At 59.2% G+C, this 24249-nt stretch carries 19 protein-coding genes; 13 read left to right on the forward strand and 6 right to left on the reverse strand.

Annotation, left to right across the window (positions count from 1 at the left end; genetic code table 11):
• Positions 1 to 127 precede the first annotated feature (127 nt).
• Complete coding sequence (locus tag DI396_RS16460; RefSeq protein WP_162617239.1) at positions 128 to 496, forward strand: hypothetical protein; 369 nt, start codon at positions 128 to 130, stop codon at positions 494 to 496.
• A 415-nt stretch (positions 497 to 911) separates the two neighbouring features.
• On the opposite strand, the gene DI396_RS14535 is transcribed toward DI396_RS16460, so the two are convergent.
• Positions 912 to 3176 (reverse strand): adenosylcobalamin-dependent ribonucleoside-diphosphate reductase, encoded by a 2265-nt coding sequence (locus DI396_RS14535; RefSeq protein WP_110796954.1) that lies wholly within the window; start codon positions 3174 to 3176, stop codon positions 912 to 914.
• A 205-nt stretch (positions 3177 to 3381) separates the two neighbouring features.
• Between DI396_RS14535 and DI396_RS14540 the strand changes: the two genes are divergently transcribed.
• Positions 3382 to 3813, forward strand: a complete 432-nt coding sequence (locus DI396_RS14540; RefSeq protein ID WP_110796956.1) for a DUF1489 family protein — start codon at positions 3382 to 3384, stop codon at positions 3811 to 3813.
• A 4-nt stretch (positions 3814 to 3817) separates the two neighbouring features.
• Here DI396_RS14540 and hisG read toward each other — a convergent pair whose 3' ends face one another.
• The 3 genes from hisG to hisS are packed head-to-tail and all read right to left on the reverse strand — an operon-like array spanning position 3818 to position 7109.
• Positions 3818 to 4513: an ATP phosphoribosyltransferase gene (gene hisG / locus DI396_RS14545; protein ID WP_110796957.1), complete on the reverse strand. Its 696-nt coding sequence runs from the start codon at positions 4511 to 4513 to the stop codon at positions 3818 to 3820.
• A complete protein-coding gene (locus DI396_RS14550) occupies positions 4510 to 5592 on the reverse strand; it encodes an ATP phosphoribosyltransferase regulatory subunit (protein ID WP_110796959.1) in 1083 nt (360 codons plus the stop codon). Before DI396_RS14550 ends, hisG begins: the two co-directional genes overlap by 4 nt.
• On the reverse strand, positions 5592 to 7109 hold the full coding sequence (gene hisS / locus DI396_RS14555) for a histidine--tRNA ligase (RefSeq protein ID WP_110796961.1): 1518 nt from the start codon (positions 7107 to 7109) through the stop codon (positions 5592 to 5594). The genes DI396_RS14550 and hisS overlap by 1 nt, the downstream gene beginning before the upstream one ends.
• Positions 7110 to 7305: 196 nt before the next feature.
• Here hisS and DI396_RS14560 point away from each other — a divergent pair, with 196 nt between their 5' ends.
• Positions 7306 to 7500 carry a SlyX family protein gene (locus DI396_RS14560; RefSeq protein WP_110797063.1) on the forward strand — a complete coding sequence of 65 codons (195 nt, stop codon included), beginning with the start codon at positions 7306 to 7308 and terminating at the stop codon, positions 7498 to 7500.
• A 126-nt stretch (positions 7501 to 7626) separates the two neighbouring features.
• On the opposite strand, the gene DI396_RS14565 is transcribed toward DI396_RS14560, so the two are convergent.
• The gene (locus DI396_RS14565; protein WP_110796962.1) at positions 7627 to 8928 is read right to left on the reverse strand and encodes a hypothetical protein; all 1302 of its coding nucleotides are present in this window, start codon (positions 8926 to 8928) and stop codon (positions 7627 to 7629) included.
• Between the two features lie 158 nt (positions 8929 to 9086).
• Positions 9087 to 12596 carry a DNA polymerase III subunit alpha gene (gene dnaE / locus DI396_RS14570; RefSeq protein WP_110796964.1) on the reverse strand — a complete coding sequence of 1170 codons (3510 nt, stop codon included), beginning with the start codon at positions 12594 to 12596 and terminating at the stop codon, positions 9087 to 9089.
• A 110-nt stretch (positions 12597 to 12706) separates the two neighbouring features.
• Here dnaE and DI396_RS14575 point away from each other — a divergent pair, with 110 nt between their 5' ends.
• The 10 genes from DI396_RS14575 (at position 12707) to DI396_RS14620 (ending at position 24239) form a co-directional block, all read left to right on the forward strand.
• On the forward strand, positions 12707 to 13018 hold the full coding sequence (locus DI396_RS14575; protein ID WP_110796966.1) for a hypothetical protein: 312 nt from the start codon (positions 12707 to 12709) through the stop codon (positions 13016 to 13018).
• Positions 13019 to 13289: 271 nt separating this feature from the next.
• The gene (gene xdhA, locus DI396_RS14580) at positions 13290 to 14678 is read left to right on the forward strand and encodes a xanthine dehydrogenase small subunit (protein ID WP_110797065.1); all 1389 of its coding nucleotides are present in this window, start codon (positions 13290 to 13292) and stop codon (positions 14676 to 14678) included.
• Positions 14675 to 16984 (forward strand): xanthine dehydrogenase molybdopterin binding subunit, encoded by a 2310-nt coding sequence (gene xdhB / locus DI396_RS14585; protein ID WP_110796967.1) that lies wholly within the window; start codon positions 14675 to 14677, stop codon positions 16982 to 16984. The genes xdhA and xdhB overlap by 4 nt, the downstream gene beginning before the upstream one ends.
• On the forward strand, positions 16974 to 17936 hold the full coding sequence (gene xdhC / locus DI396_RS14590) for a xanthine dehydrogenase accessory protein XdhC (protein ID WP_110796968.1): 963 nt from the start codon (positions 16974 to 16976) through the stop codon (positions 17934 to 17936). The genes xdhB and xdhC overlap by 11 nt, the downstream gene beginning before the upstream one ends.
• Positions 17933 to 19456 carry an ABC transporter ATP-binding protein gene (locus DI396_RS14595; RefSeq protein WP_110796970.1) on the forward strand — a complete coding sequence of 508 codons (1524 nt, stop codon included), beginning with the start codon at positions 17933 to 17935 and terminating at the stop codon, positions 19454 to 19456. The genes xdhC and DI396_RS14595 overlap by 4 nt, the downstream gene beginning before the upstream one ends.
• Complete coding sequence (locus DI396_RS14600; protein WP_110796972.1) at positions 19443 to 20525, forward strand: ABC transporter permease; 1083 nt, start codon at positions 19443 to 19445, stop codon at positions 20523 to 20525. The genes DI396_RS14595 and DI396_RS14600 overlap by 14 nt, the downstream gene beginning before the upstream one ends.
• Positions 20525 to 21445, forward strand: coding sequence for an ABC transporter permease (locus tag DI396_RS14605; RefSeq protein WP_110797067.1), 921 nt, complete (start codon positions 20525 to 20527; stop codon positions 21443 to 21445). Before DI396_RS14600 ends, DI396_RS14605 begins: the two co-directional genes overlap by 1 nt.
• 37 nt (positions 21446 to 21482) lie before the next feature.
• The gene (locus DI396_RS14610) at positions 21483 to 22571 is read left to right on the forward strand and encodes a BMP family ABC transporter substrate-binding protein (protein WP_110796974.1); all 1089 of its coding nucleotides are present in this window, start codon (positions 21483 to 21485) and stop codon (positions 22569 to 22571) included.
• Positions 22572 to 22708: 137 nt separating this feature from the next.
• Complete coding sequence (locus DI396_RS14615) at positions 22709 to 23785, forward strand: NAD(P)/FAD-dependent oxidoreductase (RefSeq protein ID WP_110797069.1); 1077 nt, start codon at positions 22709 to 22711, stop codon at positions 23783 to 23785.
• Positions 23786 to 23897: 112 nt separating this feature from the next.
• Entirely contained in the window at positions 23898 to 24239 is a 342-nt protein-coding gene (locus DI396_RS14620) for a carboxymuconolactone decarboxylase family protein (protein WP_110796975.1), read from the forward strand.
• The last annotated feature ends 10 nt before the right edge of the window (positions 24240 to 24249 follow it).

The following is a 24249-nucleotide window of genomic DNA, read 5'->3' on the forward strand; positions in this document are numbered from 1 at the left end:
AATACATTAACGGGTTCTACAATCCGCGCCGCCGACACTCAGCATTAGGCTGGAAAAGCCCGGTCGCTTTTGAACGGAAAGTGGCTTAAACGAGCACTTGGAGCGGCACAAAAGCGTGACAGGTCCATTGCAGCTCATCAAAGAAAAGCGTCTGAGAGATCACCCTAACTCATTCGGGCCTGAGCAAGATATTTGCGATATCACGCTCTGGCTGAACCAAAAGTTCTCCATGTCGAAAGCACGTGTGCTGGTTGATCGGCTCTACACCCAACGCAGCCGCGAAATCGTAGGCCTTTCGGTCACCGGAATAGCCTCACAATCCGTGTCGATGACCCCAATCGCCTTCGAGGCCTTCTTGGCTTTAGGATATTCGATTCAGAAGGCGAGCGGAGATAGCTTTCGATGTCCCGCTTGTTTTGGGCGCCATTCAAGACATGATGCAATCAAAGCCTTCGCACGCATCGAAGGCGCGCTACGCGCCCAGCGTTCACGATAGAAACACTGAAAAACGATATCAAAGGGCGGCGCGAGCCGCCCTTTTCCCGTTGAAACACCTGGACTGGGTTCTTGTCTTAAACCCAGGGTATGGTGATGTGCTGGTACGCCTCTGGATACTCGGGAGACCCCTCATCTAAGGCAGCCCAAGGATTGACCGGTCTGGCGTTGCGGCTGCACATTCGGATGGCTCTGGTGGATGGAAAAAACAAAAAATTGTTTTTGCTCGCCACAACGCCGCCCCATATCCTCCCCGGCAGCCTCGAACCCCCATTTAACTCATAAGAGGACCTGGAACGCGCGAAAATCGGGCGTTTCCGCCCGATTGACCTTTTTTGCTTGCGAAATGGACATTTCAGCCCGGCCGATGGCTATTTATTGGTGGTCAGAACAACAACACCCGTCCCGACAATTCGCTAAGAACACTTGCTATGACCGCAGCTTGAGCAGGTCATGCAGCCTTCGACCATCATCAAAGTGTACTGCCCGCAAGAGGCACAGGCCTTGCCTTTGGGACGGCTGTCCACCCCCATCGCTTCGGCTTGCGGATCAACCTTGAGGCCCATGCCTTCGCCCTCGATGAAGTCGATGGAAATCAAATGGCGTTCCAGAACACCGCCGATGGCCGCGAGGATCGAAGGGATGTATTTCCCCTCCATCCATGCACCGCCGCGTGGATCGAACACGGCTTTGAGTTCTTCGACGACAAAGGACACATCGCCACCGCGCCGGAACACTGCTGAAATCATCCGCGTCAAGGCCACGGTCCATGCGAAATGCTCCATGTTTTTGGAGTTGATGAAGACCTCGAAGGGGCGGCGGTGACCGCCTATGACGATGTCATTCACCGTCAGGTAAATCGCGTGCTCGGAATCAGGCCATTTCAATTTATACGTCGCACCATCCAAGGACTTCGGACGCTCCAACGGGTCGGCCATATAGATGACGTCGGCGCCGTGATCGACTTCGGGGCTTTCATCGCTCTTCTCCGAGACGCTCAAAACCGATCCGGTCACATCGTTGGGACGATAGGTGGTGCAGCCTTTGCAGCCGGTTTCATAGGCCTGCATATAGACATCTTTGAAGCTTTCGAAATCGATGTCTTCGGGGCAATTGATGGTCTTGGAAATTGAACTATCGATCCATTTCTGCGCAGCGGCCTGCATTTTGACGTGGTCGCCGGGGGCCAGAGTTTGCGCATTGGTGAAATAATCGGGCAAGGGCGCGTCGCCCATTTTATCGCGCCACATTTGCACGGCGTAATCAACGACCTCCTCCTCGGTGCGCGAGCCATCTTTTTGCAAAACCTTGCGGGTGTAGGCATAGGCGAACACCGGCTCGATGCCCGAACTGACGTTGCCAGCATAGAGCGAGATCGTGCCCGTCGGCGCGATAGAGGTTAGCAGAGCATTGCGAATGCCGTTCTCGCGGATCGCCGCGCGCACATCCTCGTCCATCGCCTGCATCGTGCCAGAGGCGAGGTAAGGCTCGGCGTCGAACAGCGGGAACGCGCCTTTCTCCTTTGCCAAGTCCACCGACGCCAAATAGGCGGCGCGGGCGATCGCTTTGAGCCATTCTTCGGTCTGACGCGCCGCCTCGTCAGAGCCATAGCGCAGGCCGACCATAAGCAGGGCGTCGGCCAATCCGGTTACACCCAACCCGATGCGGCGTTTGGCATGGGCTTCGCGGGCTTGCGCTTCCAACGGGAATTGGCTGGCATCAACAACGTTGTCCATCATCCGCACTGCCACGGCGACCAATTCTTGCATGGCTTCGGCGTCAAGCGAGGCCGCCGCGTCGAACGGATCTTTCACCAGACGCGCCATGTTGATCGACCCCAAAAGACAGGCGCCATAGGGCGGCAAAGGCTGCTCCCCACAGGGGTTGGTGGCAGCGATATCTTCGCAATAGTTCAGGTTATTCGCCGCATTGATCCGGTCGATGAAAATCACACCGGGTTCGGCCACATCATAGGTGCCCTGCATGATCTGGTTCCACAGATCGCGCGCATCCATTGTGTGATATACTTTGCCGTCGAACTTAAGCTCCCAAGGCGCGTCGGCCTTCACCGCTTCCATGAAATCATCGGTGATCAGAACCGACATGTTGAACATGCGCAAACGCGCGGCGTCGGCTTTGGCCGTGATGAAATCGAGCACATCAGGGTGGTCACAACGCATCGTTGCCATCATCGCGCCGCGGCGCGAACCCGCAGACATGATGGTGCGGCACATGGCGTCCCACACATCCATGAACGACAAGGGCCCGGAGGCATCCGCCGCCACGCCCAAAACATCCGATCCGCGCGGGCGGATGGTCGAAAAATCATAACCGATGCCGCCGCCCTGCTGCATGGTCAGGGCTGCTTCTTTCAACATGTCGAAAATGCCGGCCATGCTATCGGGGATCGTGCCCATGACAAAACAGTTGAACAGCGTGACCTTGCGTGCCGTGCCGGCGCCGGCAGTGATACGTCCTGCGGGGAGAAACTTGAAATCCTCCAAGGCGCCGTAAAATGCATCTTCCCATTTGGCCGGTTCTTTTTCCACCTCGGAGAGCGCGCGTGCGATTCGCCGCCATGTATCCTCGATGGATTGGTCGCGCGGCGTGCCGTCGGCATCCTTCAGGCGGTATTTCATGTCCCAAATTTGTTCGGCGATGGGGGCGGAAAAACGGCTCATAAGGTAATCCTATTGGGGTTTTGGCTACGTGGCAGCAGCGTCTGTTCGGGTTTCGCAGGGGCACAGGCTCTAACACAGAGTCAGATTCGCACAATCCCGCAGATGTGCATGAAGGCTTTCGAACCTAAGCGGATGCCCGCTGCGGGTCAACTTGCCATTGGCCTACTTGGCCCTATATTTAGACTCAACACTTTGGGGCGTGGCGATGACAACACACATACATCTTGTGAAACTTTCGGTCGGCACCGAAGGAGTGGATGACCTCGCGGCATGGCAAAAACAGCCCCAAGTGCAGACAAAAGACGGCTTTCCGTGCCATGTCACCCGCATGAGGCCCAAGCGCGAGCCGGAGATTTTGGCAGGCGGATCAATCTATTGGGTGATCAAAGGCCAAATTCAGGCCCGCCAGAAGATTTTGCGCCTCGACGAGGTGGATCGCGGCGACGGAATCCGGCGTTGTGCTATCGTCCTTGATCCCGAAATCCACCGCACCGCCAGCGCCCTGCGCCGCCCGTTCCAAGGGTGGCGCTATCTTGACCCTGAAGATGCCCCTGCCGACCTCCCCAAGACCCGGGATGGCGAGGAGGCCTTGCCACCGGAATTGTCGGCCGCCTTGGCGGACATCGGGTTGCTTTAGACCCTCAATCGACCTTGAGCGTTTTGCAAAGGGTGTTCAACACCTTGCGATCGGCGTCGCTGATCTCGGCCTTGCGGCTTCGAAACAACGTCGCTTGCGATTTCAAGATCAAACCGTCTTCGAGCAATTTCAAATGGTTGGCTCGCAGGGTGTCGCCCGTGGTGGTGATATCGGCCACCGCTTCGGCGGTCTCGTTGCGCACGGTGCCTTCGGTCGCGCCCTGGCTGTCGACCAATTGGTAGTCCGCCACTCCATTTTCGCGCAAAAACTCGCGCACCAACCGGTGATATTTCGTGGCAATGCGCAACCGGAACCCGTGTTTGGCACGAAACTGCGCCGCAACGGCATCCAGATCGTCAAGACAATTCACATCGGCCCAGACGTTCGGCACAGCCAAAATCAGATCCGCAAAGCCAAACCCCAAGGGCGCCAACTCTTCGACCTGCATATCCCATCCTGCGATCTTTTCGTGGATCAAATCCGTACCGGTGACCCCTAAATGGATACGCCCCGCCGCCAATTCGCGTGGAATTTCGCCGGCGGACAGCAGGATCAACTCGACATTTTCCACGCCCTCGACAATGCCGGAATATTCGCGCTCGGACCCTGTGCGCGCCAAGGTCACACCGCGGGCGCCAAACCAGTCAAAGGTTTTCTCCATCAAGCGGCCCTTGGAGGGCACTCCAAGTTTAATGCTCATGCGCCACCTCCAAGTTCGACCACCAAACCGGGACGGATCACCCCACCCACGGCCGGAATTTCTGCGCCCTGTCCCAGCACACGGGTCAGCGCATCATAGCGTCCACCGGTGGCAACTGCGGGTAAATCGGGGCGGGATTCGGAGTAAAACCCGAAAACGAACCCATCATAATATTCCATCTGGCTGCGGCCGTAGGAGGCTTCGAAATCAAGCGTTTCAACATCAACCCCGCAACGAGCCAGCGCCTCCATACGCGCTTCGACACGATTTACCGCCGTGCCGATCGCAGGCATATCAACGGTAATATCATGCAGCCGCGCCAACGCATGCGGCATAGTTTCGCGCACATTCAGGATCGAATCGATCACCAAAACATCACCTTCCGGAATTGGTTCGGCCACCGCATCGGCGCGCAGCGTGGCGATGCGTTCTTCTATTTCAGCGCGCGAGCGCAACCCGATTTGTGGCGCGTCTCCAAAGGGATCGTCCTCGGCCAGAAACGCCGCACGGCTGGCGGGGGGCGGTGTCCGCCCTGCAAATCGGTCGAGCAGCGCGCGGAACCGGCGTGGCCGCCAAATATGGCGCATCAAGGCGGCGCGCCGTTGCTCTGTGGTGCGCAAGGCCGTCACCGCCGCCAACAACACGCCGATGTCGCCGGTGGCCGCACGTAAAGGCAAATCGCCCAATCCGGCACGGATACGGGCAAAAACCTCGGCATCGGCTTCGGCGGGGTTCTCTTTGTCGAAAATCTCGTAGCCGACCTGCAAATATTCATTTGCGCGGTCGGGATCGTCCTCTTGGCGGCGGAACACCTCGCCCGCATAGGTATATCGCGCGGGGGTCGCGCCGTGTTGCATGTGCATTTGCACCACGGGAACGGTAAAGTCCGGGCGCAACATTTGCTCGCCGCGCAGGGCATCGGAGGTCACATAGGCACGGGCGCGGATATCTTCGCCATACAGGTCGAGCAACACCTCAGCGGGTTGCAAGATCGCGGTTTCGACAGGCAAAGCGCCAGCGGTTTCAAAACCGGCGCGCAGCCGCGCGGCCTCGTTGCGGATCGCAGCACGGGAGGACATCACAGATCTCCGCTTGTGGCTGTTGCAGGCGCATGCAGCGCGACGATCTCGGCCACTTTGTCGACCAATTCGGCGCGCGGCACTTCAAATTGGCTGGGCCGGTCTTTCCATTCTTCCAATGTGGCGGTCTCGGCAATTTGTGCACCAAGGATCAGGTCCTTGATCTGCACCACGCCTTTTTCTTTCTCGTCACCGCCTTCGATCACCGCAACGGGTGACATGCGTTTGTCGGCGTATTTCAATTGGTTGCCAAAGTTTTTCGGATTGCCAAGATAGACTTCGGCACGGATGCCTGCGGCGCGCAATTCGGCTGCCATGGCCTGATAATCGGCCATGCGGTTTTTATCCATGACCGTGACGATCACCGGCCCTTGGGCCAGGGATGTCATCCGGCCCTTTTCGCGCAGCGCTGCGAGCAAACGGTCGACCCCGATCGACACGCCGGTGGCCGGCACGGCTTGACCAGTGAAGCGTTTGACCAGATCGTCGTAGCGCCCCCCGCCCGCGACAGAGCCGAAGTTGCGCGTGCGGCCTTTCTCGTCCTTGATCTCGAAGGTAAGTTCGGCCTCATAGACGGGACCAGTATAATAGCCGAGGCCGCGGACCACCGACGGATCGATATCGATGCGCGCCGTGTCATAGCCGCCCGCTGCGACGAGCGCCGCAATTTGCTCTAGCTCCTGAACGCCCTCTTCGCCGACATTCGAGCCGCTAACCGCAGCGCGTAAGTTGGTCAGCGTCGCTTCGGCAGTTTCGGCCTTGGATGTCAGAAAGGCGATCACGGGTTCGGCTTGGTCATCACTAAGGCCGACGCCATCAATGAAGGCGCCCGACGCGTCCAACCGGCCTTTGGTGAGCAACTCACGCACGCCGGATTCGCCAACCTTGTCGAATTTGTCGATGGTACGCAGCACCGCATCGCGGCGCTCCACATCCTCGGTCAGGCCCATGGCCTCCAGCACGCCGTTCAAGACCTTGCGGTTGTTGACGCGGATGATGTAATCGCCGCGCGGGATACCCACGGCCTCCAAGGTGTCGGCCAACATCATACAAATCTCTGCATCCGCCGCCACCGAGGGCGCGCCGACCGTATCCGCATCGCATTGGTAAAACTGCCGGAACCGTCCCGGCCCAGGTTTTTCGTTGCGCCATACCGGCCCCATCGCATAACGGCGATAGGGGGTCGGCAAATCATTGCGGTGCTGCGCATAGACACGGGCCAAAGGCGCGGTCAGATCATAGCGCAGCGCCAGCCAATCGCCGGGTTTGTCGGCTTCGGCGTCCTCCTGCCATGCAAAAACCCCCTCATTGGGCCGGTCCACATCCGGCAGGAACTTGCCCAAGGCTTCGACCGTTTCGACCCCCGAACTTTCCAGCGCATCAAATCCATAGCGATGATAGACCCCTGCGATCTTGCGTAGCATCTCGCCGCGTTCGACCACTTCGGCACCGAAATAATCGCGAAATCCTTTGGGCGGAAGCGCCTTGGGACGGGGCTGTTTCTTTTGCTTGGACATAGGCTCTTTCCTTGCAGGTTCCGTGCAGGCAAATCTTGCGCCGCGTTTATCCGAAGGGGACCGCAGGAGCAAGCGATGCAGCAAGGGGCCGCCGCGCGAAGACCCGCCACATTGGCGGCATAGACAGGCTGAGACCGGCCAACCGCCCGCTTTTGGTGAGTTGACGCAGTTCGGCGCCACTCGTATGTGTGAATACATGCAAGTCCTTGAAGAAAAAATTGCCCATTTGATCCGCGTCACCGAAGACCTTTCGGAGGTCGTCGCGCGACAAGAGACCGAGATCGCCATGTTGACGCGGCGGGTACAAATGTTGATGGAACGCGAGGCCGAACGCGAAGCGGGAACCGCCGGGCAGGTGTTCTTGGGCGACGAGCGCCCCCCACATTGGTGAGCAATCCATCGGGGCCGGCCCATATGGGCCGAATGGGTCAATCACCGGAGATCTGCTCTAAACGCGTGTAAGTTCACGGCGACCGCAATGACACTGGCAGTACAGATGGCAACTGTTGGCCGACTGTCAGGGTATTTTCATATCCTTCGCGATGACCGCACCGTCATGTAGCAAAACATTGCTCCATCGGGCATTATCGCCATAGCGCTCGTAGAGAGACAAGAACACCGTGTCGCGTTCCAAGACATCCATCTTCTTACCGCATGCTGCGCCGCGCGCCACGCCGCAGGTTTTGGATTTCACCTTTTCATAGGCTTGATCCGCTGCCCCGTTCGGGCGCTGCTTCACCGGCAACAAATATTGCAAACGTTCATACATCGAGGCGCGGCCGAAGACCGCCAAAGCGGCGGTGAATTGCCGTGCGCACCCGTCGTTAAATCCGGTGATGTAGAACGTATGCGCACCCGTGTGTCCGGGCAAACTATCGTAAAGACGATATTTGGCGCGCCGCTCGGGATAGCTGGCGACTTCGGTGCCCATTGCGGATCTCGGCAAATTGCACAGATGCGCAATCTCTCCATAGGGCAACTGCGTCCCGTAGGAGACAAGCATGGCGTCGGGGCCGGTGCGGCGCGGCGGCGATTTCACCCCGGACAGAAGGCCAAACAACCCGCGCGGTTTTTGCGATTCTAAATCGGCTTGCGGTGCGGGATCGGGATCCGGGAGGGCCGCGAGCGCGACTGCTTCGCCGGGCGCATCGGCCGCGTCGTCGGGGGGCGGCACAGGACCATCATGGCCCGCCTCGGACGCGGTGCCGGAACGCAGAAAACTCAAGATACCCCTGCGCGTCGGTTTTGCGGTGCTTTCACGCGGCGCGGATGCGGATACGGGCAAGGCATCTGCGGTCAAAGCTATGGCATCGGGGGCGGGTCTGTCGGGCATTGCGGCTTGTGCGGGCGCGGCGGCAGAGGTCGGCGCGGTCTTGCCCCCAAAGCCCAACATGCCCAAGAGCCCGCGTTTGCGAGGCGGTGGCGCCTGTTCGGTCACTTTTGCGGGCGCGGTGGTGGTATCTTGCGTGTCCCCCGAATCCTGTGGATCAGAACCCAACCGATCAAGCGGCGCCGCATCGGGCTGTGCCGCGTCGGCGGCATTCTGCGCCGGATCGGTTGGCAAGCTTGGCGGGGTGTCGGCGGACGCGGGGGCGTTCTTGCGGAACAGGCGCGTAAAGAGCCCCTCGTTTTCGTCCTGCGCGTCCCCCTCCGTGGGGGCGGCCATGGCGTCGGCTTGCGGGGCATCTGCAGCCAAAGGCACATCTGACAGGCGCGGAATTTTATCAATGGGATGACCACATGCGGCAAGCCCCCATAGCGCCATCATCACCACAGCGGCACGTCCATGAAATCCGCGTTTGATCACGCCTTGCCCCATCTCCTGTTCCCTTTACGGCGGGTTTACAAAAACTTGCCCACAAGAGCCACCGTTGATTGCGCGGGGCGGGGACTTCGGCGAAGGCTGGCCACTGAATGCCCCTCATTCCGCAGGATCATGAGACATGAGGCGGGCGGGAAAGGCCGTAGAAGCGGCGGTTAGACTTCTTCCACTTCCATCACACCATCCAGGCTTTTGAGCGCGCCTTTGATTTGCGGGGTGACGGGATATTCGCGGCCGGTATCGACTTCGACTTCGCCGGGCAAATCCGGATCCATAAGGCAAAATATGATTGGACCGCGCCCGCCGGATTTGATTTTCTGTGACGCGTCTTCAAGCACCTCGGCCACGGTGGCAACCGCCGCCGCATCTTCAACGAAGATCTTCAACCCCACCGAACCGGCATCGGCCACCACCCCGTCGATGGGGGCAATGCCGCGCGCCAGCAATTTCAATTGATCGCTTTCCATCGTGGCTTCGGCGGTGACGACCACCTTCATGCCGGTTTCGATATGGTCGCGGCATTTTTCCAACGTGTCCGAGAAGATCGTGACCTCATAGGCGCCGGTCGTGTCGCTCAGTTGGGCAAAGGCAAACCGGTTGCCGCGCGCGGATTTACGCTCTTGCCGCCCTGCGACAATGCCAGCCAGTTTGGCGATAAACGGCCCGCCTTCGGCCTTGGCCGTGACCTCGTCAAGGGTCAGGATGCCCTTGCGCTTCAGCGGCACCATATAGTCATCGAGCGGGTGACCGGAGAGGTAAAACCCGATGGCCTTAAATTCTTCGCTCAGCCGTTCGGCAGGCATCCAGTCGTTCACCGGCGCAATGCGCGGTTCGGGCAAATCATCGCCCGCCTCGCCAAAAAGCGACACTTGGTTCGAGTTCTTTTGCTCATGAATCGCGGCAGAATACGCGACCAGCGCATCGAGGCTGTCAAAGACGCGGCGGCGGTTGGTGTCGAGTTGGTCAAAGGCGCCGGACCGCGCCAGCATTTCGAGCGGTCGCTTGCCCACACGTTTCAAATCGACACGGCGGGCAAGGTCAAACAACGTGGCAAAGGGTTTGTCGATCCCGTCCACTTTGCGCCCGTCGGTGATCAACCGCATCGCCTCTGTCCCGACGTTTTTGAGCGCGCCCAGCGCATAGACCAAAGCGCCGTCATCGACCTTGAACGTCGCATCCGAGCGATTCACGCAGGGCGGCACATAGGGCAATTCGAGCCGCTTGCGCACCTCTTCGAAATAAATCGCCAGTTTGTCGGTCAGATGAATATCGCAATTCATCACACCGGCCATAAATTCGACTGGGTGATTGGCCTTGAGCCATGCGGTTTGATAGCTGACGACCGCATAGGCGGCGGCGTGGGATTTGTTGAAACCGTAGTTGGCGAATTTCTCCAACAGGTCGAAAACTTCCGACGCTTTTTTCGCCGGAACCCCGTTTTCAGCCGCGCCTTTTTCAAATTTCGGGCGCTCGGCGTCCATCGCCTCTTTGATCTTCTTACCCATCGCGCGGCGCAGCAAATCCGCCCCGCCAAGCGAATATCCCGCCATGACCTGCGCGATTTGCATCACCTGTTCTTGGTAAACGATAATACCTTGGGTTTCCTCAAGAATATGGTCGATCAAAGGGTGGACGGATTCGATCTCCTTAAGGCCGTTTTTGACCTCGCAATAGGTCGGGATATTCTCCATCGGGCCGGGACGATAGAGCGCCACAAGCGCGACAATATCCTCGATACAGGTCGGCTTCATGCGTTTCAGCGCATCCATCATGCCGGTGGATTCAACTTGGAACACCGCGACGGTTTTGGCGCTGGCGTAGAGCTCATAGGTCGGCGCGTCGTCCAAAGGGATGTGGCCGATATCGTTCTCGGCGCCTTCGGCAGGTTCATACAGTTGCCGCCCGTCGGCAGAGACATGCAAATCCCGCCCGCCGCGGTGGATTTGCTCGATGGCATTTTTGATCACGGTCAAGGTTTTCAGGCCCAAAAAGTCAAACTTAACCAGACCGGCCTGCTCGACCCATTTCATATTGAACTGCGTCGCGGGCATGTCCGAACGTGGATCTTGATAGAGCGGCACCAGCGCATCCAAGCGCCGATCGCCAATCACAACGCCCGCCGCGTGGGTCGAGGCGTTGCGCAGCAATCCTTCGACCTGCATCCCGTATTTGAGCAGGCGGTCGACCACCTCTTCGTTTTTGGCCTCTTCGCGCAACCGCTCTTCTTGCGCGAGGGCTTGCTCGATGCTGACCGGTTTGACCCCCTCGACGGGGATCATTTTCGACAGGCGGTCAACCTGCCCATAGGGCATTTGCAACACGCGGCCGATATCGCGCACGGCGGCTTTGGACAAAAGCGCGCCGAATGTGATGATTTGCCCGACTTTATCGCGGCCATATTTTTCCTGCACATAGCGGATCACCTCTTCGCGGCGATCCATGCAAAAATCGATATCGAAGTCGGGCATCGAGACGCGTTCGGGATTGAGGAAGCGTTCGAACAGCAAACTGTAGCGCAGCGGATCAAGATCGGTCACAGTCAGGGCATAGGCCACAAGGCTGCCCGCGCCCGACCCACGGCCGGGACCGACGGGAATATCGTGATCCTTGGCCCATTTGATGAAATCCGCAACGATCAGGAAGTAACCGGGGAACCCCATGCCCTCGATGATGTCCAATTCGAAATCAAGCCGCGCTTGGTAGGCTTCGACTGTATCGGCATGGGGGATCACCGCAAGGCGCGCTTGCAGGCCTTCATTGGCCTGACGGCGCAGTTCTTGCACCTCGTCATCAGCAAATTTCGGCAGGATCGGATCGCGCAGATAGGCCCCAAAGGCGCAGCGTTTGGCGATCTCGACGGTGTTTTCAATGGCTTCGGGCAGGTCGGCAAAGAGGGTGATCATCTCTTGCTGCGACTTGAAATAATGTTGTGGGGTCAGCCGGCGGCGCGGCTCTTGTTGATCGACATAGGCGCCCTCGGCGATGCAAATCAATGCGTCATGCGCCTCGTACATTTCGGATTTGGGGAAATAGACATCATTGGTCGCCACCAAAGGCAAATCCATCGCATAGGCCATTTCAATAAACCCGCGTTCGGTCAAACGTTCGGCCTCGGGCAATCCTCCGTCCACCGGATGACGTTGCAATTCAACATAGAGCCGATTGGGATAGGCGCGGGCCAAGCGTTGCATCAAGGTCTCGGCGGCGGGGCGTTGGCCCGATTGCAAAAGCTGCCCCACCGGCCCGTCCGGTCCGCCCGACAGGCAAATCAATCCGTCCGAATTGGCCTCAAGCTCTGCCAATGTGACTTGCGGCAACTGCCCGCCTTTATCCACATACAGACAGGTGTTGAGCCGCATCAGATTCTCGTAACCGGCCTCGTTTTGCGCCAGCAACACCAAAGCCGCCGGATCGCGCGGTTTCTCGCCCGGGGCGGCATCGATATAGGCGACATCGACTTGGCACCCTTGGATCGGTTGCACACCGGCGCCGCGTGCCGTGACCGCAAATTCAAGCGCCGCGAACATGTTGTTTTTGTCCGTCACGGCCACCGCAGGCATCTCCATATCGATGCATAGGCCGGGCAATTTCTTCATCCGCATCGCCCCCTCAAGAAGCGAGTATTCGGTATGGGTGCGCAGGTGGATGAATCGGGGCTCTGTCATGGCGTGACCATATGGCGCGGGCGAAACAAGGGAAAGGGCGTCAAACCGGGTTTTATAATTCCTACTAATTTAGTAAGAATTTATTGTGATACAACACACTGGATTTTGTCATGACCAAAGCAATCCTCGCTGCCTTCCTCTGCGCAAGTGCCACAACCGCTATCGCCAGCGGACCGGGCGAAACTCATGTGGGTGGCACCAACTATCTGGAAAACGGTAGCCTGACCTATGAGGTTTTCGAAACCGCACTTCCGCATGTCGATCTCGATGGCTGCCCGGCCCAGTTCGACACCGATGTGGTGTTTTGCCGGATGACTCTGGCCAATGAAATGGCGCATGTATTTGTGTTCTCTTATGAGGGTGACCAGCCCCTGCTTGCCGTCAAAAGCTATGGCTTGGGCGATGGCTTCCTGCCATTTTAACCCCCAAGCCGACGGTCGATGACAGATCTGCTGCCATGGGCGCGCCTGTGACCAACAGGCCCGCGACGGCCTCGGCATGCGTGCATAAAAAACAAGCATGCGCCCAAATGGTCGGCAAATCCGATGCGGGTTTTTCTTGCAGCAACAGGTTTTGATGTGCTTACCTGTCTGAGGCCTTGGTTAAGGCTGACCCATGGCCGTCTGTTTTTTACGTCGCATCGAAGGCAGGCATCAGGTCACGACCATCGGTAAGGCGGCAGGTTTTACATTCATGGATATCACCTTTCTTCTCAATGGAGAGAGCGTGTCGATCGAGGACGTGGCTCCGATGGCCACTTTGCTTGACTGGCTGCGTGAGACGCGCGGGTTGACCGGCACCAAAGAGGGTTGCAACGAAGGTGACTGCGGCGCCTGCACCGTTATGGTCAGCGACGAGAACGGCGTGCGGGCGTTGAACGCCTGTATTTTGCTGCTGCCGCAAGTGCAGGGCAAAGCCATCCGAACGGTTGAAGGCATCACCGCGCCCGACGGTACATTACATCCCGTGCAAGAAGCCATGGTCGCCCATCACGGATCACAATGCGGGTTCTGCACACCGGGCTTCATTGCCTCGATGGCCGTGGCGCATTGCAACGGCACCGATGATTATAACACCGCTCTGGCGGGCAACCTGTGCCGATGCACCGGATATGCGCCGATCATGCGCGCAGCGGAGGCGGCGAAATCCGCGCCGGTGCCGAATTGGCTCCATGATGAACTGCCCGCAGATCTGCCCGCGCAGCCCGCCGCTGGCGATATGACGGGCAACGTGGTTTTGCCGACCTCCTCGGAGGATTTGGCAACGTGGTATGAGGCGCACCCAGACGCCACATTGATCGCGGGGGCGACCGATGTTGGCCTGTGGATCACCAAACAGTTGCGCGAGATCGAAAACGCCGCGTTTTTGCATTTGTGCACCGATATGCAGCATATCGTTGAAACGGATCGTAGCCTGCGCATCGGCGCCGGCGTCCGCATTGCCGATCTGATCGCCGTGATGGACCGGTTGCATCCCTCTTTCGGCACCATGCTGCGCCGTTATGGCTCGGCACAGGTGCGCGGCGCGGCGACGATTGGCGGCAATATCGCCAATGGCTCGCCGATCGGCGACGGCCCGCCGCCTCTGATTGCGCTCGGGGCTCGGTTGCATCTGCGCAAGGGGGATGCGCGCCGCGACATTGCACTTGAGGATTTCTTTCTCGACTATGGCAAACAGGACCGCGCCGCCGGCGAATTCGTCGAGGCCATCAGCATCCCCAAACAGGCGGATCGCCTCAAGGTTTACAAATTATCGAAACGCTTTGACCAAGATATTTCCGCGCTCTGCGGTGCCTTCAATATCACGGTCACAGGCTCCACAGTCACCGCCGCCCGCATCGCCTTTGGCGGCATGGCGGGCACCCCCAAACGGGCCAATGCCGCCGAAGCGGCGCTCATCGGTGCACCGTGGTCCGACAGCACAATCCGCGCGGCCATGGCCGCAATCGCGGATGATTACACCCCGATGAGCGACATGCGGGCTTCAGGCCGCTATCGCATCGGCACAGCGCAAAATATGCTTTTGCGGTATTGGCAAGAAGACCAGGGCCTCAGCGCGCCCCTGGCCGAGGTCACGGCATGAGTATCGCACATAAACCCCTGCCTCATAAACCTCTTCCTCATGACGCCGCCGCCCTGCATGTGACCGGCGCCGCGCGTTACGTTGATGACATCCCGACACCTGCCAACACGCTGCATATCGCCTTTGGCCTGTCCGAGATTGCGGCCGGCACCATCTCCGTGATGGATCTTTCCGCAGTGCGCGCGGCGAGGGGCGTCGTGGCGGTGATGACGGCGGATGATCTGCCTTTTGCCAACGACGTCTCGCCCTCCGTCCATGACGAACCGCTTTTGAGCGATGGCTCGGTTCACTACATTGGGCAGCCCCTTTTTGCGGTGATCGCCACCAGCCACCTCGCCGCCCGCAAAGCCGCGCGTTTGGCCAAAGTGCGCTATGAAGCGGTGGCGCCGATCCTGACCATCGAAGAGGCGCTGGCTGCCGGATCACGTTTCGAAGAGGGGCCGCGTATCTACACCAAGGGCGATGCCACAAGCGCGATCAACACCGCCGCGCATGTGATCGACGGCACGCTGGACATGGGCGGGCAAGAGCATTTCTACCTCGAAGGGCAAGCCGCCCTTGCCCTGCCGCAAGAGGGCGGCGATATGGTGGTGCATAGCTCCACCCAGCACCCCACCGAAATCCAGCACAAAGTCGCCGAAGCCATCGGCGCGCCGATGCATGCGGTGCGGGTCGAAATCCGGCGCATGGGCGGCGGGTTTGGCGGCAAAGAAAGTCAGGGCAATGCGTTGGCAGTGATTTGCGCCGTGGCGGCGCGGGCCACGGGACGCCCTTGCAAGATGCGCTATGACCGCGACGACGACATGACCATCACCGGCAAGCGCCATGATTTTCGCATCACCTATCGCGCGGGATTTGATGCGGACGGGCGGATTTCAGGCATCGAGTTTGGGCAATATACCCGCTGTGGCTGGGCACAGGACCTGTCGCTTCCGGTGGCGGACCGCGCGATGTTGCACGCTGACAATGCCTATTTTATCCCCAACATCCGCATCGAAAGCCACCGTTTGCGCACCAATATGCAATCGGCCACCGCCTATCGCGGATTTGGCGGACCGCAAGGCGTGTTCGGAATCGAGAGGGTGATGGATCACGGCGCCCATGTGATTGGACTGGACCCGATTGAAATCCGGCGCCGCAATTATTACGCGCCCGCCGCCGCAAAAGCAGAGCAGACCACGCCCTATGGGCAGGTGGTCGAGGATTGCATCCTGCACGAGATGACCGAGGCATTGTTGAAAACTTCGGATTATGCCGCCCGCCGCGACGCCGTGGCCAAATGGAACGCGTCCCACCCGACCATCAAACGCGGCATCGGGTTTTCGCCGGTAAAGTTCGGCATTTCCTTTACGCTGACCCACCTGAATCAGGCAGGCGCATTGGTGCACGTTTATCAAGACGGATCGGTGCACTTGAACCACGGTGGCACCGAGATGGGCCAAGGGCTGTTCCAAAAGGTCGCACAGGTCGCCGCAGCCCGGTTTGGCCTGCAGATGGATGCCATCAAAATCACCGCAACAGACACGGGCAAAGTGCCCAACACCTCGGCCACGGCGGCCTCTTCGGGGAGCGATTTGAACGGCATGGCCGTCAAGATCGCCTGCGATACCATACGGGGGCGTATTTCCACGCATCTTGCCGCCCGGCATGATTGCACGCCGCAGGAGGTGACCTTTGTGGATGGAATGGTCACGGCGGGCCGCGCGGCGATGCCTTTCGCCGCAGCCGCAAAATCCGCCTATGAGGCACGGATCAGCCTGTCGGCCACAGGGTTTTACGCCACGCCAAAGCTCGCATGGGACCGAATCAAAGGCCAAGGCCGGCCGTTTTTCTATTTCGCCTATGGCGCGGCTGTCACCGAGGTGGCCATCGATACATTGACCGGCGAAAACCGTATTCTGCGCGCCGATATTGTGCATGACGCGGGCGAGAGCTTGAACCCCGCCCTCGACATCGGGCAGATTGAAGGCGGCTATGTGCAAGGAGCCGGATGGTTGACCTGTGAAGAACTGGTGTGGGACGATAAAGGCGCGCTGAAAACCCACGCGCCTTCGACCTATAAAATTCCCGCCGTGTCGGACCGCCCCGATGTGTTTAACGTGGCATTATGGGATGCGCCGAACCGCGAGGAGACGATTTATCGCTCCAAAGCCGTGGGTGAGCCGCCGTTTATGTTGGGCATTTCGGCGTTTTTGGCCCTGAGCGATGCGGTCGCGGCCTGTGGCGACGCCTATCCGGCACTGGATGCCCCTGCTACACCCGAACGGATTTGGGCGACGATCGAAAGGCTGCGCGATGAGGGCTGATACGCGCGACGACACCGGATTTGATCTTGCGGCGCTACGCGCGGCCTTGACCCAAGCCTCCTGTGTGGCGCGGGTCGTGGTGGCCGCTGTGCGCGGGTCCACACCGCGCGCCGCCGGCGCCGCAATGTTGATCTGGGACGGGCCGGCAGGGCGCGCGCAATCGGGTACCATCGGCGGCGGCGCGTTGGAGTTTGAAGCCGCGAATGCCGCATTGGACGGTCCGCACCCGCGCCACAGCCTGCAAGCGCTTGGTCCCGATTTGGGGCAATGTTGTGGCGGCGCGGTCGAATTGTTTTTCGACCTGTTTACCGCTGCGGATATGCCAGTATTGGAAACGCAGGACGTGATCGCCCGTGGCACCGGCGATATGCCACTATCGGTCCGCCGCGCCCTGCAGGGTGCCCGCGCCAAAGGCGAAAGACCCACCGCGCAATTTATAGACGGCTGGATGATTGAACCTGTCGCGCGGCCAGCGCGGCCGCTGTGGATTTGGGGCGCGGGCCATGTCGGGCGCGCGCTCGTCAACACGCTCTCGCCGTTGCCTGATTTCGATATCACATGGGTGGACACCGCTGCAGATCGCTTTCCCGATGTGATCCCCGACGGCGTAACGCCATTGACCGCGCAGACGCCTGAGCGGCTGGCCGCCCATGTGCCACAGGGGGCAGAGCATTTGATCCTGACCTACTCGCATGTGCTTGATCTGGCGATTTGCCACGCGCTATTGCAACGCGGGTTCAGCTTTGCCGGCTTGATCGGATCGAAAAGCAAATGGGCCCGGTTTCGCAAACGATTGGCCGCGCTGGGACATGCAGAGGCGGATATTTTGCGCCTGACTTGCCCGATTGGCGCGCCCGAGCTCGGCAAACACCCGCAGGCGATTGCCGTCGGTGTCGCCGCCGCGCTGCTGCAACAGCCTCCCCTCCACGCTCGAAAGGAAATCCGCGCATGACAGAGGTGCTGCTCTCTATCGATGGGCTGACCAAAGCCTACCCCGGCGTGGTCGCCAACGACGATGTGTCCTTCGATATCAAGCGCGGCGAGGTGCATGCTTTGCTTGGTGAGAACGGGGCCGGTAAATCCACGTTGGTCAAAATGATCTATGGGCTGGTCAAACCCGACAAGGGCACGATGGCGCTCAATGGCGCGCGCTACGCCCCCGCAGAGCCACGGGCCGCGCGCGCGACCGGCGTGGCGATGGTGTTTCAGCACTTTTCGCTCTTTGACGCGCTGAACGTGGCCGAAAACATCGCACTCGGGATGGAAAATCCGCCCTCGCCGCGCGATCTCGCGCCGCGTATCCGCGAGGTGTCCGAGGCTTACGGCTTGCCGCTCGATCCGTTCCGCACGGTGGGGGATTTGTCGGCGGGTGAACGCCAGCGGGTCGAAATTATCCGCTGTCTCCTGCAAGACCCCAAACTTTTGATCATGGACGAACCCACTTCGGTTCTCACCCCGCAAGAGGTGGAAATTCTCTTCCAGACCCTGCGCAAGCTGTCAGCCGAAGGCACGGCAATCTTGTATATCAGTCACAAACTCGAAGAGATCCGCACCCTATGCGACGAGGCGACGATTTTGCGGCTTGGTAAGAAGGTGGGCGAATGCGTCCCCCGCGAGGTTAGCGCCGCGCAGATGGCGGAAATGATGGTCGGCAGCGCATTGAAACCACCCAAACGGCGCGAGGGCGACGCGGGTGTTGTCGCCTTGGAGATCGAGAATCTGTCGCTCGCCTCGCCCTCGGAGTTTGGCACCGCGCTCAAGGATGTCAGCCTGACCGTGCGGCGCGGCGAGGTTTTGGGCATCGGCGGCGTTGCGGGCAACGGACAAGACGAATTGCTTGGCGCGCTGTCGGGCGAATTGAAAAGCGCGGCAGGTGCCGTGACGTTTGGCGGCGCAGAGATTGGCAATATGGGTCCGAAGATGCGCCGTAAAATCGGACTTTTGACCGCCCCCGAGGAACGATTGGGCCATGCTGCCGCGCCGGACATGAGCTTGACCGAGAATGCCTTGCTGACAGGGGCAGAACGCGAAGGATTGACCGCGCGCGGGTTTCTCAAATGGGGCACCACCAAGGATTTTGCCGAGAGAATTATCGCCGCATTTGACGTGCGCACGCCCAGCGCAGGCACCGCCGCGCGGGCGCTGTCGGGTGGCAATTTGCAAAAATTCGTCATTGGCCGCGAGGTCTTGCAGCGGCCCGAGGTTTTGGTGGTGAACCAACCGACATGGGGGGTTGATGCTTCTGCTGCTGCCGCGATCCGGCAGGCTTTGCTCGATCTGGCCGCAGGGGGGGCGGCGATCATCGTGATCAGCCAGGATTTGGATGAGTTGATGGAAATATCCGACACATTTGCCGCGCTCAACGAGGGGCGCTTGACGCCTGTTCGCCCTGCGGCGGGGCTGACGATTGAGGAAATCGGGCTGATGATGGGCGGCGCTAGCGATATGGAGGTGGCCCATGTTGATGCTTGAAAAACGCCCGCAGCCGTCACGGGCCTTTGCCTATCTGACGCCGCTCTTGGCTGTGCTCGCGACAATGATCGCCGGCGGGCTTATGTTTGCGGCCTTGGGCAAAGACCCGATTGAAGCGATCCGTACGATTTTCTGGGATCCGTTGTTCGGCGAATTTTCCTTTTACTACCGCCCGCAATTGTTGGTCAAAGGCGCGCCTTTGGTGCTGATCGCGATTGGCCTAAGTCTCGGCTTTAAGGCTGGAATTTGGAATATCGGGGCCGAGGGGCAATATATCGTCGGCGCGATTTGCGGCGCCGGAACGGGATTGGCGTTTTATCCGATGGAAAGCTGGATCATCTTTCCATTGATGATCCTCGCGGGCGCGATTGGCGGCATGCTTTGGGCAATGATACCGGCGATTTTGAAGGTGAAATTCGGGACCAACGAGATTTTGGTCAGCCTGATGCTGGTCTATGTCGCGGAACAACTCTTGGCTTCTATGTCATTGGGGCTGTTGAAAAACCCCGAAGGGTTCGGTTTCCCGGGCAGCCGCAATTTGCAGCAATATGCCTCGGCCCATAACGCCGACATCATTGAAGGATCGGGTATGCATTGGGGGGTGGCCTTTGCCTTCATCGCGGTGATCTTCGCCTATATTCTGCTGAACCGGCATATGCTCGGATACGCGATCCGTTTGACCGGCGAAGCGCCGCGCGCGGCGCGGTTTGCGGGCATCAATCCGGCGCGGTTGATCCTGTTTTGTCTTGGCGCATCGGGGGCCTTGGCCGGGCTGGCGGGACTGTTTGAAGTTTCTGGACCTGCGGGTCAGATCAGCATTGATTTCAATACCGGCTATGGGTTTACCGCGATCATCGTCGCATTTTTGGGGCGCCTGCATCCGGTTGGCATATTGCTGGCGGGCCTCTTGATGGCGCTGACCTATATCGGCGGCGAGATCGCCCAAGGCAGCCTTGGCCTGCCCGGAGCAGCAATCCAGATGTTCCAAGGCATGCTATTGTTCTTTCTGTTGGCAGTGGATGTCCTGACCAACTACCGCCTTCGATTTTCCCAAAAAGGAGCCGCATGATGGATCTTTCTGCGATCAACCCCGCGCTTCTTCTGGCCTCGCTCATGGTTGCGGCCACGCCCATCCTTTTGGCGGCGATTGGCGAATTGGTGACCGAGAAATCCGGCGTTTTGAACCTTGGCGTCGAAGGCATGATGATCACCGGCGCCATTTGCGGATTTGCCGCGACGATTGAAACCGGATCGCCCGCGATCGGATTTGTCGCCGCCGCAGTAGGTGGTGCGCTACTGTCGCTGCTCTTTGCCTTCCTGACGCAATTCGCCCTCGCCAATCAGGTTGCATCGGGCCTTGCCTTGACGCTCTTCGGCCTCGGGCTGTCGTCGCTGTTGGGGCAAGATTACGTCGGGTTAAAACCGCCCTCGACGCCACAGCTTGATATTCCCATTTTGTCGGATCTTCCGGTCTTGGGGCAAATCCTGTTTCGCCACGATATGATGGTCTATTTCGCCCTCGCTTTGGTGGCCGCTGTATGGGCGGCGCTGAAATTCACCCGCGTGGGATTGATATTGCGCGCGGTTGGGGAAAGCCATGATGCCGCCCATGCGTTGGGCTATAAGGTCGTGCGCATCCGTGTTCTGGCGATCATGTTCGGCGGGGCCTGTGCCGGTCTTGGCGGGGCTTACATCAGCCTCATCCGCGTGCCGCAATGGACGGAAGGCATGACCGCCGGCGCCGGATGGATCGCATTGGCCCTTGTGGTATTCGCCTCATGGAAACCATGGCGTGTCCTTCTGGGTGCTTATCTTTTTGGCGGTGTCACCGTCTTGCAGTTGAACCTGCAAGCGGCGGGCCTTGCCATTCCCGTGGAATACCTTTCCATGTCTCCATACCTGATCACCATCCTTGTGTTGGTCATCATGTCATCGGATCGCAGCAAGGCACCCGCCTCGCTCGGCCGGATTTTCCACGCCTCACAATGAGGCACTGCTGCCAAATACCAAAACAGGGAGTTTTAACATGAAACGCAGACAAATTATGACAGGGGCGGCCACCGCTCTGGCGCTGGTTCTTTCCGGTGGGGCATGGGCCGAAAGCCACAGCGACAAAACCAAGGTCGGATTCGTGTATGTCGGTCCGGTCGGCGACGGTGGTTGGACCTATGAGCACAACCAAGGCCGGTTGGCGGTTGAAAAAGAATTTGGCGATGCGGTCGAAACTGTGTTTGTCGAAAACGTGCCCGAAGGCGCGGATGCGGAACGCGTAATGACACAGATGGCGCTTGAGGGTGCGGATCTGATCTTCACCACTTCGTTTGGTTATATGGATCCAACGATCAATGTGGCGAAGAAATTCCCCAAGGTGAAATTCGAACATGCCACGGGCTATAAAACCGCGCCGAACGTCTCGACATATTCGGCACGTTTCTATGAAGGCCGCGCCGTGCAAGGCACCATCGCGGGCCACATGACAGAAAGCAATGTCGTCGGCTATATCGGGTCTTTCCCGATCCCCGAAGTGATCCGTGGCATCAACGCGGCTTATATCCACGCCAAAAAGGTCAACCCTGATGTAACGTTCAAAATCGTTTGGGCCTATACGTGGTTTGACCCCGCCAAAGAAGCCGATGCCGCCAAGGTTTTGATCGAGCAAGGCGCCGATGTAATCTTGCAGCACACAGATTCCACCGCACCTTTGGCCGCGGCAGCCGCCGCCGGCAATGTGATCGGCTTTGGGCAGGCCTCGGACATGGCCGAATTTGCCGATGGCCCGCGGGTTTCCTCGATCATCGACAACTGGGCACCCTACTACATCCAACGCACCAAAGCCGTTATCGACGGCACATGGGAAAGCGCCATGACATGGGATGGCATAGGCCCCGGCATGGTTGGTATCGGCGAGATCACCGACAAGGTGCCCGCCGAGGTCAAAGCCGAAGCGCTGGCCCTCAAGGACAGCATTGCATCGGGTGACTACCATCCCTTCACCGGGCCGCTCAAAAAGCAGGACGGCAGCGATTGGTTGGCAGAAGGCGAAACCGCCGATGACGGCACATTGGCGGGGATGAACTTCTATGTCGAAGGCATCGAAGGCGACATTCCGCAATAAGCGCGCGTGAGAGACCAAAACGAAAAGGCCCGCCATTTGCGTGGGCCTTTTTTGTATCCGTCATTTCTTGCATGGTGCCTTTCGTTTGCGGGCTTGCCGTGGCACTCTTGGCTGCAGGCGCGCACGGGGGAACAGCCATGAGCGATATCATCGTTATCGGCGGCGGGGTTGCTGGTCTATCGGTTGCCGCGCGTTTGGCCCCTCATGCGCACGTCACTGTGCTCGAAGCAGAAGACAACATTGGGTATCACGCTTCCGGCCGTTCGGCGGCCCTGTTCGAAGCCAATTACGGCGCCCCCACCACCGTCACCCTATCAGAAGCCAGCGCGGAGTTTCATCACACTGCCCATGGCGGATACACCACCCCGCGCGGGTTGATGTTGGTGGCTCCCGGCGAGGCGCGTGGACAATTTGATACCGACCTTGCCTATCTCAAAATGCATGAAATTCCAGTTGCCGAAGCTATGAGGTATCTGCCGATACTCAACCCAGATGCGGTGGCGTATGCAGGGTATCACGCCGAAGCATGGGATTTGGATACCGACCGGATGCTGCAGGATTTTCGCCGGGAGATCCGTCAGAACGGCGGCGCCTTGATCACCCGCGCAAGGGTCGAAACCATCGCCTATGATGCGCGCGGTTGGACCCTGCGGTGGGATGATGAGGCCCGCCGCGCCGATATGGTGATCAACGCCGCCGGGGCTTGGGCCGATCAGATTGCCTTGCAGGCGGGCATCACGCCCATCGGCTTAACCCCGCTGCGCCGGTCCATGGCGCGGATTCCGGCGCCGCAAGGGCGGGATGTTTCCCGTTGGCCTATGGTGATCGGCGCAGGCGAGCAATGGTATGGCAAACCGGACGCCGGCGCTTGGATCGTCTCGCCCGCCGATGAGGATCTGGCTGTGCCACATGACGCATGGCCCGATGATATGGTTTTGGCCGAAGGGTTGGCGCGCTATGCGGCAATGGTCACCGCGCCGGTTGATCGGGTGATTGCCTCTTGGGCGGGACTGCGGACATTCTCGCCCGATCGCGCGCTCACCATTGGCCGCGATGCGGCCGTGCCCTCGTTTTTCTGGGTCGCCGGGCAAGGCGGATACGGATTTCAAACAGCTCCTGCAGCCAGCCAATTGGCTGCCGATCTGATCCTTGGCCGTGCGCCGGACATAGATCAAGCCACAGTCGCCGCGCTATCACCGCATCGGTTCGGGTAGATCAAAATCACACCGCTATTTTCATGCGATCGGTCTCGAATCTGATCAAGATCAAGGTCCGCGCCGCTGTGCCGTGATCTGGCTTGCACCAGATACATGCAAGGACTCTGATATGATCTGGACCGACAAATTGTCTGATACCCGCAACCAGTTGCGCACCCTGAACAAAGCCATCCCCGAAGCCAGCCGCGCCTTTGGCGGGCTGTCCAAAGCCGTGAAGAAAGGTGGGGTTTTGGATTTCAAAACCAAGGAGTTCGTCGCCCTTGGCATCGCCGTTTCGACCCGGTGCGTGGCCTGTATCGCCTTGCATGTAGAGACTTTGATAAAGGCCGGAGCCCGCCGCGAAGAAGTGTCGGATGTCTTGGCCATGTGCGTTCAAATGGGCGGCGGCCCCGCAATGATGTACGCGGGAAAGGCGTTAGAATGTTATGATGAACTGTCCTCAAAGGAGTAGTTCTTAACGC

Origin of the sequence: Litorivita pollutaquae (assembly GCF_003205515.1) — a bacterium.
Taxonomy (GTDB): domain Bacteria; phylum Pseudomonadota; class Alphaproteobacteria; order Rhodobacterales; family Rhodobacteraceae; genus Litorivita; species Litorivita pollutaquae.